Origin of the sequence: Siccibacter colletis (assembly GCF_025914095.1) — a bacterium.
Classification (GTDB): Bacteria; Pseudomonadota; Gammaproteobacteria; order Enterobacterales; family Enterobacteriaceae; genus Siccibacter; species Siccibacter colletis.
Genome location: NZ_CP074352.1, coordinates 2,255,797 through 2,274,442 on the forward strand (window position 1 = coordinate 2,255,797; position 18,646 = coordinate 2,274,442).

Consider the following 18,646-nt stretch of genomic DNA (forward strand, 5'->3'; position numbering starts at 1 on the left):
AGGGGGAATTGATAACGATCAAGCGGGTAAGCCTTTGAAAAAAGGCTCTTTAGCAGAGATACCACCAAAGGATAAGATCGCAAATTTGGCTATGACATTGATTTATATGCTTTATTTTTCAACGAGCCGATAAACGAGCGGTGAAATTTATAGCCCTGACGCATTAGGGGTAGGTAGCCTGCCGGTGAGAGCGCTCTCACATTCTGACGCGCTACTTTCTGGAACGGAAATGTACATTTATTAGTATGTTGTAATTAACTCCGGACTAAAAAAAAGCGCGGGCAACCCCGCGCATCAAATAGTGCCGACTTACTTTATCGTTATCATTATTTCGCTTTGCGACCGTACACCAGCCAGGTGACGACCACGCAAATTACATAAAACACTAAAAAGACTTTCATTGCCCCGGCAGGTGAACCGGTTAACGCCAGCGAGGTACCAAAGGCTTTCGGGATGAAGAACCCACCGATAGCGCCGATCGCGGAGATAAAGCCAAGCGCCGCCGCCGTGTCGGTCGCCGCTTCACGCATGGCCTGGGCTTCGCTGCCGCCCTGGGCCTTCACGCGATCCATGGTCAGCTTACGGAAGATAACGGAAATCATCTGGAACGATGAACCGCTACCCAGCCCGGCTGTCAGGAACAGCATCAGGAATACGCCGAAGAACGCGATGAGATTACCTTCGCTGCTTGCTGACGGCAGCGTGGTGAACAGCAGCGCGCTGAAGAGCGCCATCATGATGAAGTTCACCAGCGTCACGCGAGTGCCGCCCCAACGGTCAGAGATCGCCCCTCCCGCAGTACGCGCCAGCGCGCCAAACAGCGGCCCAAAGAAGGCGTAATGCATGATGTCCACATCCGGGAACTGGGTTTTCGCCAGCATTGCGAAGCCGGCAGAGAAGCCGATGAAGGAACCGAAGGTCGCCAGATAGAGGAAGCTCATGATCCACAGGTGACCCCGCAGCAGTACCGGAAGCTGATCGCGAATGGACGCTTTGCTGGTCGCCAGGTCATTCATGCCAAACCAGGCCGCGAGGGTAAACACCGCCAGCAGCGGCACCCAGATCCAGGCTGCGTTTTCCAGATACAGGCGCGAGCCGTTCTCCTGCACCACGCCGTCACCGCCAAACGCCGCGAAAATTGACATAGAGATAGCCAGCGGCGCCAGCAGCTGCATCACGCTGACACCCAGGTTGCCCATGCCGCCGTTAATGCCAAGCGCGCCGCCCTGCTTCTCTTTCGGGAAGAAGAAGCTGATGTTCGCCATGCTGGAGGCAAAGTTCGCCCCGGCGAAGCCGCACAGCAGTGAAATGATGATGAAGGTGCTGAACGGCGTAGTGCTGTCCTGCACGGCAAAGCCCAGCCACAGGCAGGGAATAATCAGGATGCCGGTGCTGAATGCGGTCCAGCGACGTCCACCAAACAGCGGTACCATAAAGGAATACGGGACGCGCAGCAGCGCACCGGAAACCGACGGCAGCGCGGTCAGCATAAACAGCTGATCGGTGGTGAAGTTAAACCCGACCTTATTCAGGTTTACCGCTACGGCACTGAATAACATCCAGACGCAGAAAGCCAGCAGCAGGCTGGGAACGGAGATCCACAGGTTACGGCTGGCGATACGATGCCCTTTCTGCTGCCAGAACGCCGGATCGTCCGGACGCCAGTCAGTAAGAAGCGCGCCTTCAGCGCGCTGCGGGGCGGAAGAGTGACTCATAGACACCTCAGACAGATGAAATAACTGCACTCACCATAGGGTTTAAGGCGTCGGGTAAGTTGATGTAAATCAAAGGATATTGCGACACGAAACTGTGCAAAAAATCATCCTCATCCCAAATGAGTAGCAGACCGGCAGACAAAAGGTGTGGTTTTTCACGGTGCTGAGGGCCATTTACCTCTTATGACCACGCTTAACCGCTCCGGTGGCAATTGAGGGTTAATCCTTTCGGGGTATGTGTATACTCCTGGTGATACCTGACAATAGCGCCATGTCATTTTCTGGTGCCACCACGCGCGGAGCCTGCCCGTCCATGTTTAAACGCCTGTTTTCACCCCTGACGCTTATTAACCAGCTGACGCTCATCGTGCTGCTGTCGGCGGCTATTGGTATTACAGGCATGGCGGTGGCAGGCTGGTTGGGTCAGGGTATTCAGGGCAGCGCCCATGCGATAAACAAAGCCGGATCGATGCGTATGCAGAGCTATCGTTTGCTGTCGGCGGTGCCGCTGCAGGCCAGCGATACGCGCCTGATTGCTGATATGGAGCGCACCACGTTCAGTCAGGAGCTGGCGCAGGCGGCTCAGCGCGACGGCGAAACGGCTCGGCTTGAAGCGCTGCAGCGCTACTGGCGTGAAACGCTCGAACCGGCGCTACGTCAGGCCAGGCACCCGGATGCAGTGCGGATGAACGTCGAGGATTTTGTCCACCAGATCGATGTGCTGGTTACCGCATTCGACCACACCACCGAGCTGCGTATCGAACGCATTGTGATGCTGCAGCACGCTCTCGCCGGGCTGATGGGTCTGCTGCTGGTGTTCACCGTTATCTGGCTGCGTCAGCGCCTGCTGCGTCCGTGGCGTCAGCTGATGGCGATGGCAACCGCCGTTGGCCATCGCGATTTTTCCCAGCGCGTCACCATCAGCGGGCGCGATGAAATGGCCACCCTCGGACAGTCGCTCAACAGCATGTCGTCTGAACTGGCTGCCAGCTACAGCGTGCTCGAAGAGCGCGTCGCCGAGAAAACAGCGGTGCTGGCGCATAAAAATGAAATGCTGGCGTTTCTCTGGCAGGCCAGCCGGCGGCTGCACTCCTCTGCCCCGCTGTGCGAGCGGCTGGCACCGGTGCTCAATGAACTGCAGCAGTTAACCCTGCTGCGCGAGATCGAACTGCGGGTCTATGAGTTCGACGACGAAGAGAACACGCAGGAGTTTACCTGGCAGGCCAATGCCGCATGCGATGAAAAGGGCTGCCACCTCTGCCCGCGTCAGCCCACGCCGCCCGATGCCAGCTCCACCACCCTGAAATGGCGTCTCACCGATACCCATAACCAGTACGGCCTCATGCTCGCCAAACTGCCGAAGGGCTGCCATCTGAGTCAGGATCAGCAGCAGATGGTGGATACCCTGGTGGAGCAGATCACCGCCTCGCTGGCGATTGACCGTCAGCAGGATCACCAGCAGCAGCTGGTGGTGATGGAGGAGCGTGCCGCCATTGCCCGCGAGTTGCATGATTCTATCGCCCAGTCGCTCTCCTGCCTGAAAATGCAGGTCAGCTGCCTGCAGATGCAGGGCGACACCCTGCCGGAGAGCGTGCGCACGCTGCTTTCCCAGATGCGGAACGAACTCAATTCGTCCTGGGTGCAACTGCGCGAGCTGCTCACCACCTTCCGCCTGCAGCTGACCGAGCCGGGCCTGCGTCCGGCGCTGGAAGCCAGCTGCCAGGAATTCAGCGCGCGGCTGGGCTTTCCGGTCGAGCTGAACTACCAGCTGCCGCCGCGGCTGATCCCCCCTCATCAGGCGATTCACGTCCTGCATATCGCCCGCGAAGCGTTAAATAACGCCCAGAAGCACGCCGGGGCCAGCGCCATTCGCGTGAGCGTCACCTGGCACAACCGTCAGGTCACGCTGTCGGTGCAGGATAACGGCCGCGGCGTGGCGGAAAACGCCGAGCGCAGCAATCATTACGGTTTGATTATCATGCGGGATCGCGCCCAGAGCCTGCGCGGTGACTGCCAGGTTCGCCGCCGCGAGGCTGGCGGCACCGAGGTTATCGTCACCTTTATTCCCGATACCCCTTCACCTTCATTCCAGGGAGACACCTATGAGTAATCCGGATGCAGCAACTATCTTGCTGATTGATGACCACCCGATGCTGCGCACCGGGGTAAAACAGCTTATCAGTATGGCCCCGGACCTTGCCGTGACGGGCGAAGCGGGCAACGGCGAACAGGGCATTGAGCTGGCCGAAGCGCTGGACCCGGATCTGATCCTGCTCGACCTCAACATGCCGGGGCTTAACGGGCTGGAAACGCTGGACCGTCTGCGTGAGAAATCCCTCTCCGGGCGCATCGTGGTATTCAGCGTTTCGAACCATGAAGAGGATGTGGTGACGGCGTTAAAGCGCGGCGCAGATGGCTATCTGCTCAAAGATATGGAGCCGGAAGATCTGCTGAAGGCGCTGCATCAGGCCGCGGCGGGTGAAATGGTGTTAAGCGAAGCGTTGACCCCGGTGCTCGCGGCGAGCCTGCGCGCCAACCGTGCGCCCTCTGATCGCGACATCACCCAGCTCACGCCGCGCGAGCGCGACATTCTCAAGCTTATCGCCCAGGGCCTGCCGAACAAGATGATTGCCCGCCGCCTCGACATTACCGAGTCCACTGTTAAGGTGCACGTTAAGCACCTGCTCAAAAAGATGAAACTCAAGTCCCGCGTCGAAGCGGCGGTCTGGGTGCATCAGGAACGCGTGTTTTAACTTACTCCTCCGGCAGCAGCTGGAAGCGCGTATCCCCTTCCGGCATCGCTGCCAGCGGCGCGGTGGCTTCCAGCGTAATTACGTTCGACGTCACACGCTGGCCGCGATTGTCCTCCACCGTGACCGACAGCCGCCAGCTGTTGCTGGCATCCGGGCTGCTGTCCCACGCCGGAACGATCACCGTCCAGCCCTCGGTCGAGTCATTATTCACCGGCGGCGTCAGGCTCAGGGCATGGGTATCTCCCTGCCAGGTCAGGCTGCGGATACCGTTGACGCTGCGCACCTGCAGTTTCAACATCACCGCTTCGCCAGGCTGAAGATCCCAGGGTGGCGTGGCGAGAAACACCGACAGGGTTTTACGCTGGCGGAAGTTCACCTCCGGCACCGCGTTACGCTCGACCCGATCGTAGCGGCTGCCGCGCAGCGAGCTGGTATTTGCCACTTCGGCAGCAGAGAGCTGTTTTGCCAGCGGCACGCCGAAGCGGTAGTTGAGCGTTAAGCCGAGGTTGTTCTGGCTCTCCCCGGCCTCCCCTTGTTTGTGCTGCGCAGTCAGGGTGACCAGCGGCACCGGGGTGTAATTCAGCCCGAGCTTCACTGCCATCGGGTCGTGATACCCGGTTCCGCTGTCAAACAGATCCACGCTGTCGCCAAAATACTGCTCTACGCTCAGGCTGGTATTGATATGGCGATAAAACGGCAGCCATGCCTGGGCCGTAACGTCATAGCCGCGCGCCAGCCGCTGCTCAACGGTTGCGGACGTACGCTGCCAGTCGCCGAACGGAGAATAGTAGTTGGCTGAAAAACGCAGGTATTCGCCCCAGGCCTCGGCACCAAAGCCGGCGCGCTGCAGATGGTCATCGAAGCGGGTATCGTAGAAGGTGTTGTAGCCGAGCAGCCAGTCACCGGCCACCCAGCGTTGCCCGACTCCGGCATTGCCGACCAGGCCATCATCCTGCTGGCTGACGCCAAACTGCGTCCATGTCAGGTAGCGATTGTTATCCTGCCACGGGGTAAACAGCGAGCCGCTGCTGCCGGTGAAGTTGCCTTCGTCATCCACCAGCAGATTCATATTTGCCGTACCCAGCGGCGAGAGCAGCGACTGTACCTCATCGCTGACGCGCCCGGTCACCGCATCACGCAGATGGCTGAGGGCAAACACGCGCGCCTGCTCGCCGGCATCCAGATCGTTATCCACCATGCTCTCTTCACCAAAGGCTTTTGCCATCGTGGCGAGATGCTTTTCATAATCATCGTTTTCCGGCGCAATGCCAAGATCCGGCAGAGCGTCACCGTCATTATCAAAGGGGTTAGCGGCTTTTTGTGACCAGCTTTGCTGCGCGTTCGCGCCAGCGGCAGACAGCATTAGCGTCAGCAGCAGTAAACGGGATTGAGGGAAAAGAGAACTCAACATCAGTGGGTTAGCGTTATCTCACAGTCAGATAAACCGGCCATGCCGGACGAAAGCAAAAGTATAACATACTCAGTTTTGATTATTTTTTAACCACACCTGCCGTTTTCAGGAATATCCTCACGCGCGCATGGCCCGGCTACGCTACGCTTTAAGCATCCCGTCCCTGTGAGATCACACGATGAATAAAACCCTGTTAGCGGCGCTGTGCGGCCTGTCGGTGCTGGTGACCGGTCAGGTCGCCGCCCAGGAAATCTTTATGCTGCAGTCGCCGGATTTTGCCGACAACGCGATGCTGGAGAAGCGCTTCGCCGGCAATGCGGAAAATAATCCGAATTGTACCGGGGAGAATAACTCCCCGACGCTGGTCTGGAGTCATGCCCCGCAGGGCACCAAAAGCTATGCGCTGGTGATGCACGATCCCGAAGGTGCCAAAGGCCTCGGGGTTACCCATCTGGTGGCCTATAACATTCCGCCCACCCGTACCGGTTTTGCTGCCAACGATCTGCGCGATGGCAAAGGCTACACCGGGGGTAAAAATACCCCCGGCAACATGCGCTATCACGGCCCCTGCCCACCTCCGGGAAGCGGCGCGCACCACTACGTCTACACCCTCATCGCCACCGATTTAACCCCGGATCTGCCGGAAGGCTTAACCCGCGAGGCGCTGATGGAGGAACTGAAGGGCCACGCCCTCGCCGCTACCGGGCTGATTGGCCGCTTCGGGCAGTAGCTACGAGACGCGCTGCGGCAGCAACGCCCGCAGCTCCGGAAGACAGGAGCCACAGTTGGTACCGCAGCGCAGCGCTTTCCCCAGCGCGGCGGTCGAGTCGCAACCCGCCGTGATCGCCGCACGAATAGCCGTTTCGCCCACGTTAAAGCAGCTGCAGATAATTTTCCCCTGCACGGGCCCGGTTGACGCCGCCCGGCCTGCCAGCAGCGCATGGCGCGTCGCCGCACATGCCGGAGGATGCGCAAACGCCGCCAGCACGGCCTCCACATTCACCTCAGGGCAGCGCCTGCCCGCATAAAACGCCAGCTGAAGTGTGCCGTCGTGCCAGGCCAGTAAATGGATGATACCCGCCCCCTCAGCAATCTGCACCTGCCAGCCCTGCGCCGCCGCCCAGGCCTGTATGCCGCTGCTGTCCGGCGTGTCGCTTGCCAGCCGCAGCTGATGAACGCCCGCCTGCGCCACATCCCAGCGCACGACCGCTTCTGGCAGCACGGGCGCGCCCCGGCTGAACAGCCAGCCCTGCCACACCGGCTGCCAGACCGCCAGGCTCACCGCCGTCTGCTTGCTCTCCGGCTGCCCGGAAAGGGGATCGCAGTGCGCTGCCACCAGGCTGTTGACTCCCGAGCGGCTGGCAAACTGGTGGTTCCAGTGCATCGGCGCAAACAGCGTACCGGGTGCCTGATCGCGGGTCAGCCGCGCAAAACCGGTCATCTCTCCGCGCGGTGTGACGAGCCGGACCAGTGCGCTATCCTCGACCCCATACCGGCGGGCGTCTTCGGGATGCATCTCCACCCGCGGCAACGGGTTGTGCTGCATCAGGCGCGGCACCGTTCCGGTGCGGGTCATGGTGTGCCACTGATCGCGGTAGCGTCCGGTATTGAGCACCAGTCCCGGCTGGTCGGCACTGTGCGGCAGCCGCGGCGTCACCGGCACCATCCTGAGCCGCGCGTCGCGCCCCCAGCCGCGTCCGTCGCTAAGCAGCCGCTCGCAACCCTGGGGATGCGCGGCGTTCACCGGCCACTGGATCGGTGCCAGGCTGTCATACGCCTCCCGGCTGAGCGTCGCAAGGCCGCTGATATCAAACGCGCGCTGGCCGTCATTTTCATAGCCCGACAGCGCGGCGTGCTCGCAGAACACCTCGTGCGGATGCTGCCAGGCAAACGCGTCGCCGTAGCCGAGCGCCCCGGCGACGCGGGCCACAATCCACCAGTCCGGCCGCGCCTCGCCGGGAACGGGCATAAACGGACGCTGACGCGAGATGCGCCGTTCAGAGTTAGTGACGGTGCCGTTCTTCTCCCCCCATGCCTGGGCGGGGAAGCGCACATGAGCATGGCGGCTGGTGTCGGTTCCGGCGCTCACCTCTGAGACAATCACCAGCGGGCACGCGGCCAGCACCCGGTTCACCCGCTCGCTGTCCGGCAGCGAGACCGCCGGATTGGTGCCCATGATCCAGACCGCTTTTATCTCGCCACGGCCGATAGCGTCGAACAGCTCCACCGCCATCAGACCCGGCGTGGCGGCGATGCGATCGCTGCCCCAGAAACGAGCGAGACGGGCGATATCCTCCGGCACAAAGTTCATATGGCAGGCGAGCTGGTTTGCCAGGCCGCCCACTTCACGCCCGCCCATCGCATTCGGTTGACCGGTCAGGGAAAACGGGCCGCTGCCGATGCGCCCCGTCTTGCCGCTCGCCAGATGCACGTTGATGATGGCGTTGCACTTGTCGCTCCCGGACGTGGACTGGTTGATGCCCATGGTATACAGCGTCATGGCACGCGGGGCGGTGCAGAACAGGTGATAAAATTCCGTGACAACGTCACGACTTAGATCGCAGAACTGCGCTACCTTTTCCGGTGTCCACGCTTCTGCCTGTGCCAGCGCATCCAACTGACCGCTAAAAGACGCAGCGGCGATCGGCTGATGCTCAGCGATGGCGCGTAGCAAGCCGTTATACAGGCCGGCATCGCTCCCCGGCCTGAGGCGCAAATGCAGATCGGCGATATCACAGGTCGCGGTGCGGCGCGGGTCGATGACCACCACCTTCAGCGCCGGGTTGTCCTGTTTCGCCTGCACAATACGCTGATAGAGTACCGGATGGGTCCAGGCGGCGTTGGAGCCGACCAGCATAATCAGATCGGTCTGCTCCAGATCGCGATAGCTGCACGGCACCGCATCGGCACCGAAGGCGCGCTTGTAGCCCACCACCGCCGAAGACATGCAGAGCCGGGAGTTGGTATCGATATTTGCCGCGCCGATAAATCCCTTCATCAGCTTGTTGGCGGCGTAGTAATCCTCGGTCAGCAGCTGGCCCGAGGCATAAAACGCCACCGCCTGCGGGCCGTGCTCGTGAATAATCGCCCTGAGGCGTTGCCCGGCGTAGTCAAGCGCCCGGTCCCAGCTGACGCGCTCCCCGTGCAGCTGCGGATGGAGCTGCCGCCCTTCAAGCCCCAGCGTCTCGCCGAGCGCTGCACCCTTAACGCAAATCCGCCCCAGATTCGCGGGATGGTGCGGATCAGCCGCCACGGTGACCGTACCGTCCGGCTGTGCAGTGGCGATCAGCCCGCAGCCGACGCCGCAGTAGGGACAGGTGGTCCTGACTGCGTTCATGATGCCACCGCCCGCAGCAGCAGCGCCTGGCTACCCACCAGCACCTGGCCGGCTTCCACCTTCACCGGCCAGGCACGGACCGCCATCTCGCCGCTCTCCGGGTAGCAGCCGTCGCGCAGGCGGATACGCTGTTTGTAGAGCGGCGAGATCACCACCGGTTCCCCCGCCGCATCGCCGAGCAGACCGCGCGACAACACATTGGCCTCGCTGCCGGGTTCACGGTTATCCAGGGCGTATACCTGTTCGCCAAAGCGGAACAGCGCGATCTGCCGCTCGCCGAGGCGCGCCCCGATCCCGGCATCCCGGGGAATGTCGTTGAGCTGGCACACCGCTTCCCACGGGCGCGGGCTGGCGACCGGCTCGCTCATTGCCCGCGCGGCTACCGGCTGCGGCTGCCCGCGCAGCATCTGACGCTGAACGGCCTCATCCGGCGCCTCGCTGTTAACGTAAGAGCGGAACAGCGCCAGCCGGTCCGGGCTGGCCAGCGTGGTCTGCCACTCGCACTGATACGTCTCCACCACCTGAGCCATCTCCTGCTCCAGCTCGGCATTGATCCCCAGACTGTCGTCGATCACCACCTCGCGCAGGTAATCCAGCCCGCCCTCCAGGTTGTCCATCCAGGTGCTGGTGCGCTGTAAGCGATCGGCGGTGCGGATGTAGAACATCAGGAAGCGGTCGATGTAGCGAATCAGCGTGTCGCTGTCGAGATCGCTGGCAAACAGATCGGCGTGACGCGGTTTCATGCCTCCATTGCCGCACAGATAAAGGTTCCAGCCGCGATCGGTGGCGATGACGCCGACATCTTTGCCCTGGGCTTCGGCACATTCGCGGGTGCACCCCGACACCGCCATCTTGATTTTGTGCGGGGCGCGCAGCCCCTTGTAGCGGTTCTCCAGCGTCACCGCCAGCCCGGTGGAGTCCTGCACGCCGTAGCGGCACCAGGTGGAGCCGACGCAGGATTTCACGGTACGCAGCGATTTACCGTAGGCGTGCCCGGTCTCAAACCCGGCAGCCACCAGTTCGGCCCAGATGGCAGGCAACTGCTCCAGCCGCGCGCCAAACAGATCGATGCGCTGCCCGCCGGTGACTTTGCTGTAGAGCTGATAGCGTTTGGCGATCTGGCCGATGGCGATCAGGCCATCCGGCGTGACTTCGCCGGCGGCCATGCGCGGCACGATGGAGTAGGTGCCGTCCTTCTGGATATTGGCGAAATAGCGGTCGTTGGTATCCTGCAGCGGCAGGTGCGCCGGTTTCAGCAGGTATTCGTTCCAGCACGAGGCGAGAATCGATCCCACCAGCGGCTTACAGATTTCACACCCGTGCCCCTGGCCGTAGCGGCTGATGAGCTGGTCAAAGCTGCGGATATGGTTGACGCGCACCAGATGATAGAGCTGCTGGCGCGAGTACGCGAAGTGGTCGCAGACGTCGCGCTTCACCTCCACCCCCTGGGCCGCCAGCTGGTGCTCCATAACCTGTTTTACCAGTGCGCTGCACCCGCCGCAGCCGGTGGCGGCTTTGGTGCACTGCTTGATCGCTGCCATATCCCCCGCCCCGCTGCTGACCGCGCTGCAGATGTCGGCTTTGCTGACGTTGTGACAGGAGCAGATCTGCGCGCTGTCCGGCAGCGCCGCGACGCCGAGGCCTTTTGGCGCGGCACCGCTGAGTGACGGCAGGATCAGGCTCTCCGGCTGGGCCGGGAGCGGTATGCCGTTGAGCATCATCTGTACCAGGGTGCTGTAGTCGCTGCTGTCGCCGATCAGTACGCCGCCCAGCAGCGTTTTGCCGTCGGCAGCCACCACGATCTTTTTGTAGATCTGCTGCGGGCCGTGGGTCCACTGGTAGCTCTGGCAGCCCGGCGTCGTCCCGTGCGCATCGCCAAACGAGGCCACTTCAACGCCGAGCAGCTTCAGCTTCGTGCTCATGTCCGCGCCGGTGAAACGCAAATCCCCCTGGCTGAGCTGCGCTGCCGCCACGCGCGCCATCTGGTAGCCCGGCGCCACCAGACCAAAAATTTTGCCCTGCCACAGGGCGCATTCGCCAATAGCAAAAATGTGCGGATCGCTGGTCTGACAGCAATCATCAATGACGATCCCGCCGCGCTCTCCCACCGCCAGCCGCGCCTCGCGCGCCAGCGCATCCTGCGGACGGATGCCAGCTGAGAACACCACCAGGTCCGTATCGAGCGTGCCGCCGTCGGCGAAGCGCAGCTGCAATCCTTCCCCCGCGGCGGCTATTTCGCTGGTCGCTTTTGAGGTGTGCACCCCGACGCCAAGATCGGTGATCTTTTCACGCAACATCGCCGCGCCGGCGGCATCCAGCTGCACCGCCATCAGCGAGGGGGCAAACTCCACCACGTGGGTTTCCAGCCCCAGCTGTTTCAGGGCGTTCGCCGCTTCAAGTCCCAGCAGCCCGCCGCCAATCACTACCCCGCGGGTAGCCCGTTGCGCGCGAGCGCGAATGGCATCCAGATCGTCCAGCGTGCGGTATACAAAGCAGCCCGGCTGGTTATGACCCGGCACCGGCGGTACAAAGGGATACGATCCGGTAGCCAGCACCAGCGAATCCCAGGCGGTCTCCTGGCCGTGGCTGTCGCGCACCACCCGGCGGTCGCGATCGATGGCCTCAATGCGGCTGTCGGTGCGCAGTTCAATCCCGTGTTGGCTGAAGAAATCCCCCGCCACCATCGAGAGCGATTCCGCGCTGCGCCCGGCGAAATACTCCGAGAGATGCACCCGGTCATACGCCGGGTAGCGCTCTTCACCAAAGACAATAATCTGATAGCGCTGATGCAGATCCTGCGCCACGCACTGTTCAAGGAAATGGTGGCCCACCATGCCGTGGCCGACCAGAATGAGTACGGGTTTGGTCATTGTGTTTTCTCCGGAGTCGTCGGACAGCGGCGCATCAAACAGCAGCGCCGGACCGTTTACGGGGTGGTGTAATGCATCAAGCCAGGCGCTGGCCGGGGTGACATCGCCAAACAGCAGCGCTCCGACCAGTTCGCCGTCGCGCAGCAGCAGGCGGCGGTAGTGGCGGGAAAGTGGATCGAAGGTGGTAAGTGATTCACAGCCGGGATCGCTCTGCACCTGCCCGGCGCTGAACAGGTCGATGCCGGTGACCTTCAGCCGGGTGCCGCGATCGGTATAGTGAAACGGCGGCACGTTTTCCCCGGACAGCCGGGCGGCCAGCACCCCGGCCTGCTGCAGACAGGGAGCAACCAGTCCCCAGGTCTGGCCGTCAATTTCACAGCACTCGCCGAGCGCGCTGACGCCGGGTTCAGCGGTACGCAGCCAGCCATCCACCACCACGCCGCGCTGGCACAGCAGCCCGCTCTGCGCAGCGAGAGCCGCGTTCGGACGCACGCCGGTGGCGATCACCACGCGCCCGGCTGGCAGCTGACGCCCGTCCACCAGCGTGACGTGCTGCGCCTCAATGCCCGTCAGGCCGCTCGCCAGCTCACAGCGAATGCCGCGCGCGCGCAGCGAGTCCGCCAGCAGGCCGCCTGCCCGTTCATCCAGCTGCTGCTCCATCAGCCACGGATGGCGATGCACCAGCGTCACCTCCACACCGCGTAGCCGCAGCGCTGCTGCGGCTTCCACCCCCAGCAGCCCGCCGCCAAGCACCACCGCCGGGCCGTCCAGTGCCAGCATGGTTTCCACGTCACGTAGCGTGCGAAAGCCGATAACGTGCGGCCGATCGCTGCCCGGCAGCGGCGGGAATGCAGGCAGCGAGCCAGTGGCAAACACCAGCTCATCCCAGACCAGCTCACGCTGCGTGGTGCTCAGGGTGCGCCCGGTGAGGTTTACGCGCTCCACCCGTTCGCCAGTGTGCAGCGTGACGCCCTGCTGCTGATACCAGTCGGCAGCGTGCAGCTGAATGGCGTGCGCCGGTTTTTCGCCGCTCAGCACCGGGGAGAGCTGAATGCGGTTGTAGGCCGCCTGCGGCTCGTCGCCGATTAGCGTGATGGCGTAGCGCCCGGCGTCACGCGCCAGCAGCTCCTCCACCAGCCGCACCGCGGCGATGCCGTTGCCGATGATCACCAGTCGTTGCGCCATGCTCGCTCCTTACGCCGCCTTCGGCTGTTTTTCGTAGAGGAACCGCAGGATCTGCTGGCGCATCGCGTGGTAGCGGTTGTCGTCCGCCAGCTGTACGCGGCTGCGCGGACGCGGCAGATCGACGGTCAGCACCTCGCCCACCGTTGCCGCCGGGCCGTTGGTCATCATCAGCACCCGGTCGCTGAGCAGTACCGCTTCGTCCACGTCGTGGGTGATGAGCACGATGGTGGTATTCAGCTCCTGCTGGATATGCATTACCGCATCCTGCAGATGGGCGCGGGTCAGCGCGTCCAGCGCCCCAAACGGCTCATCCATCAGCAACACCCGCGGCTCCATCGCCAGCGCCCGGGCAATGCCGACGCGCTGCTTCATGCCACCGGAGATCTCCGACGGGCGCTTGTCCAGCGCGTGCCCCATCTGCACGCGTTCGAGGTTATGCACGATCCACGCCCGGCGCTCGGCCTTCGACATGCGACGCTTAAACACCTGATCCACCGCCAGCGCCACGTTCTCGAAACAGGTGAGCCACGGCAGCAGGGAGTGGTTCTGGAATACCACTGCCCGCTCCGGGCCGGGGCCAGCTATCTCACGGTTATCGCACAGCAGCCCGCCCTCGCTCGGGGCGGTGATACCGGCGATCAGGTTGAGCAGCGTCGATTTGCCGCAGCCGGAGTGGCCGATCAGGCTGACGGTCTCCCCGGCGGCGATGTCGAACGAGACGTTGCTGAGGGCGAGAAACTCACCGCCTGCGGTGGTGAAACGCTGACTGACGTTCTGGACCTGAATAATCGGTTTCATGCTGCGCTCCTTAGTTGTCCTGCCAGCTCACACGACGCGCCAGTAACATCAGCGCCTGCTCCAGCAGCAGTCCCACCACGCCAATGATCAGAATGGCGATGATGATGTTTTCCACGTTGAGGTTGTTCCACTCGTTCCAGATCCAGAAGCCAATCCCCAGCCCCCCGGTGAGCATCTCGGCGGCGACGATCACCAGCCAGGCGATCCCCACCGACAGCCGCACCCCGGTAAGCACTGCCGGCAGCACCGCCGGGAACAGAATGCGGCGCATTACCGTCCATTCGGAGAGGCGCAACACCCGCGCCACGTTGAGATAGTCCTGGGGTACGCGCTTCACGCCGTCGGCGGTGTTGATCACCATCGGCCAGATCGAGCAGATAAAAATGGTCCAGCTGGAGGCCGGTTCCGCCTTCTGAAACAGCAGCAGGCCTATCGGCAGCCAGGCCAGCGGGCTGACCGGGCGCAGCAGCGCGATCAGCGGGTTGAACATGCGGGCGACAAACAGAAAGCGGCCGATCAGAAAGCCCAGTGGAATACCCACCAGCGCCGCCAGACCAAAGCCGATGCCGACACGGGTGAGCGAGGCCAGCACGTTCCAGCCGATGCCCTGGTCGTTCGGCCCTTCGTTGTAGAACGGGTCGGCAAACAGCGTCAGCGCCGACTCCAGGGTGCTGAGCGGCGTCGGGAAGCCTTTGCTGTACATGGCAGCGAACTGCCAGGCAACGCCGAGCAGCAGCAGGCCAAGCAGCGCCGGGATGACGCGCTGGAGTACGCCGTTGAGGCGCGTCTGCCAGCGCGGCGCGCGGCGTCTGACCTTCACGGCGGGGATGGCGATCACCTCTGCGCGGGCAGCGGGCGTGTCGGTGTCAGTCACGATATGCGGGGCCGGGTTCATGCGGTATCTCCTCGACGGTTAAGGGCGAAGCGGGCGGCGTACTCGGCGGGACGGGTTCCGTCCCAGCGGCTGCCGTCCATCAGAGTGCTGGTGCGCAGCAGGCCGGACGGCGTGGCGATGCCGCCCACGGCGCTCGCCGCCTGCTGCCAGATGTCGTTGCGGTTAATGCGCGCTGCGATGGCCTGATAGTCGGGGTCGGACCTGAGCAATCCCCAGCGGCGAAACTGCGTCAGGAACCACATCCCGTCCGAGTGCCACGGGAAGCTCACCTCGCCGTCGTTGAAGAAACGCATCGGGTGCTGATCCTGCCAGCGCGCGCCGGCCCCGTTGTCGTACTCCCCGAGCATGCGTCCGGTGAGATACTGCTCTTTGGTATTGAGCCAGGCGCGCTTTGCCAGCACGCGGGCGGTTTCCCGGCGGTTCTGCGGGCTGGCATCGATCCAGCGCGCGGCTTCCATCACCGCGGCCACCAGCGCCCTGGCGGTGTGCGGATGCTGCTCCACCCAGGCTGCACGGGTGCCGAGGATTTTTTCCGGATGATCCGGGAACACCGCCTGGGACGTGGCGGCGGTAAAACCGATGCGGTCGTTGATAGCGCGGGCATTCCACGGCTCGCCGACGCAGAACCCCACCATGTTGCCAATACGCATGTTCATCACCATCTGCGGCGGCGGAACCACCACGGTGCGCACATCGTTGAACGGATGGATACCCGCTGCCGCCAGCCAGTAGTAGAGCCACATAGCGTGAGTGCCGGTCGGAAAGGTGTGGGCGAAGGTGTGGGTGCCCGGCGCGCTGGCCGCGACGTAGCGCGCCAGTCCTTCGGCATCTTTTACCCCCTTGTCCAGCAGGTCGGTGGAGAGCGTGATCGCCTGCCCGTTCTGATTGAGGGTCATCAGGTTAGCCATCGGGTGCGTTTTCCCGGCGATACCCAGCTCAAGACCATACAGCATGCCGTACAGCATGTGCGCCGCGTCCAGCTCGCCGGAGACCAGCTTATCGCGCACCGCGGCCCAGCTCGCTTCTTTGCTCGGCACAATGCTGATCCCATACTTCTTATCGAAGCCTTTGAGCGCCGCCATGATCACCGGTGCACAATCGGTGAGCGGAATAAAGCCGACCCGCACCGTGGTCAGTTCCGGGGCATCCGATCCGGCAGCCCAGGCGTGGGTGATGGCACCGGGCAGCAGCATCGCGCCGCCCAGCGCCGCGCCAGCCTGTAACAGCCGGCGGCGGGTGAATCCTCGTGGCGAATGGTCCATACAGCCCCCTGAAAACAAAAAAGCGCCCGGCGGTGAAGTTCACCGCAGGACGCCGTTATCCGTTTCTGCGCCCGACCGCCGTTGGCCAGGCGCAGAAATTATGTTGTACAGAGGTAATGCAATGGCTGTGCCAGAATGCGGGCCGCCGTTTATGGCGGGGTGACGGCGGGCTCAGGCCTTCAGTGCACTATCAGCGTTCACGAAATGCCCACTGATTGTGCAACTACTCCTTACGGGGTACGTCGAGCAGCGACCCGACGCTGAGCATCGCGGTGGCGATCTCCACCATGCGCCGGTTCTGGTCCATCGCCAGCTTGCGCAGCTGCTGCCAGGCCTGCTCCTCGCTGACGCCCCGGTGCTGCATCAGCAGGCTTTTGGCTTTGTCGATGGTTTTACGCTCGCTCAGGGTGGCCTCCAGCGAGGCGAGCTGGTGCGACAGCGCCGCAATCTGCCGCGCCTGGTCCCGGACCAGGGCAATCAGGTCGCCGCCCGGCGGGGTCTGCACCTCATCATCGGCGTGCTGCTCCAGCCAGTGCGCGAAGCTCTCCTCCTGCGATTCATCGCGCAGCAGGGCTTCCGTTTCCCGCACCAGTCCGGCAATCAGGGCTTCTTCCCGCTGGCGCAGGCTGTCCAGCCGCTCGGTTTGCAACGCGAACCAGCGCAGCGCCAGATCCGCCGGGTTGTTCCCGCCGGGTAAACGGGTACAGGCAAGACGCCGCAGCCGTTCGGTTTCCCGGGACGCAGTACAGTATGCCTGAAAGGCGCTGGCCTGGCCCGGCGTGGTCAGAGTCAGGAAGGTATCGAAGCAGCGCTGCTGACCGTCAATGCGATCCACCAGCTGCTGGCGCAGGGCATCGTCAAACTCGCCCCGGGTAAAACCAATGGCCCCCAGCGCCCGCTCCTGCCCGGCCAGCTCCTTGCCCTGCATCAGGCTGTAGAGCGCCGTGAGCTGCCGGGCGATCGGCGGGTTATCGACGGTATCGTTGGCCTGTACGATGAAATTGAGCAGGTGGCGGATCACACGGCTGAAGCCAGCCATCGCCGCGGCCGGGGCAATGTCCTGAGTCAGAATACGTTCACGCAGCGCGGGCAGCGTGTCGAGATACCAGAGGGCGCAGGCCAGCGAGGTGCAAAGCACGCTGCTGAACGGCGGCGTATCGTCATTCAGCAGCATGAGAAATGCCTGACGCCGGGTTTCGGTCAGCTCGGCACAAAGGCGGCGCTCCTGCTGATAGAGCGTGCCGCCGGAGCAGAGCCAGACGTTGGACGCTCCGCGCTCGCGCTGCAGCATGTGCACCAGGTGGCTTATCTGTCCGGACCACTCTGCGACAAGGCGCAGCTGATGCAGCGTGGCGCGTTGCCGCTGGCGGGCAGCATGAAACCAGGCCAGCGCGTCGGTCATCGGGGGTGCCGTATGGGTCATCGTCGGGTCGCTCAGTAGGGATCAGAGCTACAGACAAGCAAAAGGCGTGCCGGGGCAGGCTAAGTAAGAGTGATACGCTGCGGGAAGATCGTGTTTTGGGCAGGGCATTTCGGGTGCAGTGCCGGACGCCCTCTCCGTAACAGAGAGGGCTGGCAGGCGAGATTACGCCTGGTGCAATGCCCGCACGTGGCCGATGAGATCGTCCAGCGAGGCATCCTGCATGCCAAGCTGCCTGAGCGCTGTGTCGAGCGAAAACAGATACTGGGCGTTGGTGCCGAGCGGCCCGCTCGCCGCGGCGATCAGCGGAGCGATAACCTGGGCGCGGGTATCGGCTTCATACTGCGGATGACGCGGGTCCATGATGAACACCAGGGCGTTCACCGTGCGGCCATCGTCGAGTTCCAGCCTGCACCAGGTAGGAAGATAGCAGCCGGTGATCATCTCCCGCTTCCACAGCAGCGTCAGTTCATCCTCCAGCGCGCTTTCCGGGATGCGGTAGGCGATGCCGGTGGTGCGCCCGCCCTCTTTCAGCGCCAGCATGCGCCCGGGCTTGCAGGCAGTACCGCGTCCGGCGGTGAGACGTAAACAGAACGCGCGGTGCCAGCCCACCAGCGTGGCGGTGCAGGAATCGTCGAACTCCAGCGCCGGGTTCCACATCAGCGAGCCGTAGCCAAAGATCCAGACCGGGGAGCTGTCAGGGCGACAGGCCAGGGTGGCGCTCATTGACGCCGCGCGCTGCTCGGATGACCAGAGCAGGGACTCTTCGATGGCACCAAATGCCGTTTTACAGTCGGCCTTCATTAAAAAATCACGCGTTAACATTTTACACCTCCGCCACTGCGGCTTCCCTGCAATTACCGTAATGCGCCTTCCAGGCTGAGATACCGCACACTGCGCGGTATCTGATGACCTTATGCAATTAACGGGGCGCTGGCAATAAGACCGCACCCCTCCGTTAGCACTTTTTATCATCACATTTTGCAATGGCTGCATAACG

The 18,646-nt window shown here is 62.9% G+C and carries 12 protein-coding genes; 3 read left to right on the plus strand and 9 right to left on the minus strand.

Annotation, left to right across the window (positions count from 1 at the left end; genetic code table 11):
• Positions 1–326: 326 nt before the first annotated feature.
• The gene (locus KFZ77_RS10930) at positions 327–1,715 is read right to left on the minus strand and encodes a NarK family nitrate/nitrite MFS transporter (RefSeq protein ID WP_264384188.1); all 1,389 of its coding nucleotides are present in this window, start codon (positions 1,713–1,715) and stop codon (positions 327–329) included.
• 313 nt (positions 1,716–2,028) lie between these two features.
• Between KFZ77_RS10930 and narX the strand changes: the two genes are divergently transcribed.
• Positions 2,029–3,825: a nitrate/nitrite two-component system sensor histidine kinase NarX gene (gene narX / locus KFZ77_RS10935; RefSeq protein ID WP_264384189.1), complete on the plus strand. Its 1,797-nt coding sequence runs from the start codon at positions 2,029–2,031 to the stop codon at positions 3,823–3,825.
• Positions 3,818–4,468: a two-component system response regulator NarL gene (gene narL, locus KFZ77_RS10940; RefSeq protein WP_031523625.1), complete on the plus strand. Its 651-nt coding sequence runs from the start codon at positions 3,818–3,820 to the stop codon at positions 4,466–4,468. The genes narX and narL overlap by 8 nt, the downstream gene beginning before the upstream one ends.
• 1 nt (position 4,469) lies before the next feature.
• On the opposite strand, the gene KFZ77_RS10945 is transcribed toward narL, so the two are convergent.
• Positions 4,470–5,879: a YchO/YchP family invasin gene (locus KFZ77_RS10945; protein WP_264384190.1), complete on the minus strand. Its 1,410-nt coding sequence runs from the start codon at positions 5,877–5,879 to the stop codon at positions 4,470–4,472.
• 178 nt (positions 5,880–6,057) lie between these two features.
• Between KFZ77_RS10945 and KFZ77_RS10950 the strand changes: the two genes are divergently transcribed.
• On the plus strand, positions 6,058–6,609 hold the full coding sequence (locus KFZ77_RS10950) for a YbhB/YbcL family Raf kinase inhibitor-like protein (RefSeq protein WP_264384191.1): 552 nt from the start codon (positions 6,058–6,060) through the stop codon (positions 6,607–6,609).
• Here the strand turns inward: KFZ77_RS10950 and KFZ77_RS10955 are convergent, their stop codons facing one another.
• The 7 genes from KFZ77_RS10955 to KFZ77_RS10985 all read right to left on the minus strand — a co-directional run bounded on the left by KFZ77_RS10955 (position 6,610) and on the right by KFZ77_RS10985 (position 18,471).
• Positions 6,610–9,216 carry a nitrate reductase gene (locus tag KFZ77_RS10955; protein ID WP_264384192.1) on the minus strand — a complete coding sequence of 869 codons (2,607 nt, stop codon included), beginning with the start codon at positions 9,214–9,216 and terminating at the stop codon, positions 6,610–6,612. It lies immediately after the preceding gene.
• Complete coding sequence (gene nirB, locus KFZ77_RS10960) at positions 9,213–13,271, minus strand: nitrite reductase large subunit NirB (protein ID WP_264384193.1); 4,059 nt, start codon at positions 13,269–13,271, stop codon at positions 9,213–9,215. The genes KFZ77_RS10955 and nirB overlap by 4 nt, the downstream gene beginning before the upstream one ends.
• A gap of 9 nt (positions 13,272–13,280) precedes the next feature.
• Complete coding sequence (locus tag KFZ77_RS10965) at positions 13,281–14,069, minus strand: ABC transporter ATP-binding protein (protein WP_264384194.1); 789 nt, start codon at positions 14,067–14,069, stop codon at positions 13,281–13,283.
• Between the two features lie 10 nt (positions 14,070–14,079).
• Positions 14,080–14,964, minus strand: a complete 885-nt coding sequence (ntrB, locus tag KFZ77_RS10970) for a nitrate ABC transporter permease (RefSeq protein ID WP_264384195.1) — start codon at positions 14,962–14,964, stop codon at positions 14,080–14,082.
• Positions 14,961–16,226 carry a CmpA/NrtA family ABC transporter substrate-binding protein gene (locus KFZ77_RS10975; RefSeq protein WP_264384196.1) on the minus strand — a complete coding sequence of 422 codons (1,266 nt, stop codon included), beginning with the start codon at positions 16,224–16,226 and terminating at the stop codon, positions 14,961–14,963. Before KFZ77_RS10975 ends, ntrB begins: the two co-directional genes overlap by 4 nt.
• 223 nt (positions 16,227–16,449) lie before the next feature.
• Positions 16,450–17,649, minus strand: coding sequence for a nitrate regulatory protein (locus KFZ77_RS10980; protein WP_406678772.1), 1,200 nt, complete (start codon positions 17,647–17,649; stop codon positions 16,450–16,452).
• 162 nt (positions 17,650–17,811) lie between these two features.
• Positions 17,812–18,471: a gamma-glutamylcyclotransferase gene (locus tag KFZ77_RS10985; RefSeq protein WP_031523612.1), complete on the minus strand. Its 660-nt coding sequence runs from the start codon at positions 18,469–18,471 to the stop codon at positions 17,812–17,814.
• Between the last annotated feature and the right edge of the window lie 175 nt (positions 18,472–18,646).

What these genes read in the sequence shown, in the direction of transcription:
- KFZ77_RS10955 (WP_264384192.1), bottom strand. Translation starts at nt 9,216, where the DNA reads ATGAACGCAGTCAGGACCACCTGTCCCTACTGCGGCGTCGGCTGCGGG.
- narL (WP_031523625.1), top strand. Translation starts at nt 3,818, where the DNA reads ATGAGTAATCCGGATGCAGCAACTATCTTGCTGATTGATGACCACCCG.
- KFZ77_RS10945 (WP_264384190.1), bottom strand. Translation starts at nt 5,879, where the DNA reads ATGTTGAGTTCTCTTTTCCCTCAATCCCGTTTACTGCTGCTGACGCTA.
- KFZ77_RS10985 (WP_031523612.1), bottom strand. Translation starts at nt 18,471, where the DNA reads ATGTTAACGCGTGATTTTTTAATGAAGGCCGACTGTAAAACGGCATTT.
- KFZ77_RS10950 (WP_264384191.1), top strand. Translation starts at nt 6,058, where the DNA reads ATGAATAAAACCCTGTTAGCGGCGCTGTGCGGCCTGTCGGTGCTGGTG.
- nirB (WP_264384193.1), bottom strand. Translation starts at nt 13,271, where the DNA reads ATGGCGCAACGACTGGTGATCATCGGCAACGGCATCGCCGCGGTGCGG.
- KFZ77_RS10980 (WP_406678772.1), bottom strand. Translation starts at nt 17,649, where the DNA reads ATGACCCATACGGCACCCCCGATGACCGACGCGCTGGCCTGGTTTCAT.
- ntrB (WP_264384195.1), bottom strand. Translation starts at nt 14,964, where the DNA reads ATGAACCCGGCCCCGCATATCGTGACTGACACCGACACGCCCGCTGCC.
- narX (WP_264384189.1), top strand. Translation starts at nt 2,029, where the DNA reads ATGTTTAAACGCCTGTTTTCACCCCTGACGCTTATTAACCAGCTGACG.
- KFZ77_RS10965 (WP_264384194.1), bottom strand. Translation starts at nt 14,069, where the DNA reads ATGAAACCGATTATTCAGGTCCAGAACGTCAGTCAGCGTTTCACCACC.
- KFZ77_RS10930 (WP_264384188.1), bottom strand. Translation starts at nt 1,715, where the DNA reads ATGAGTCACTCTTCCGCCCCGCAGCGCGCTGAAGGCGCGCTTCTTACT.
- KFZ77_RS10975 (WP_264384196.1), bottom strand. Translation starts at nt 16,226, where the DNA reads ATGGACCATTCGCCACGAGGATTCACCCGCCGCCGGCTGTTACAGGCT.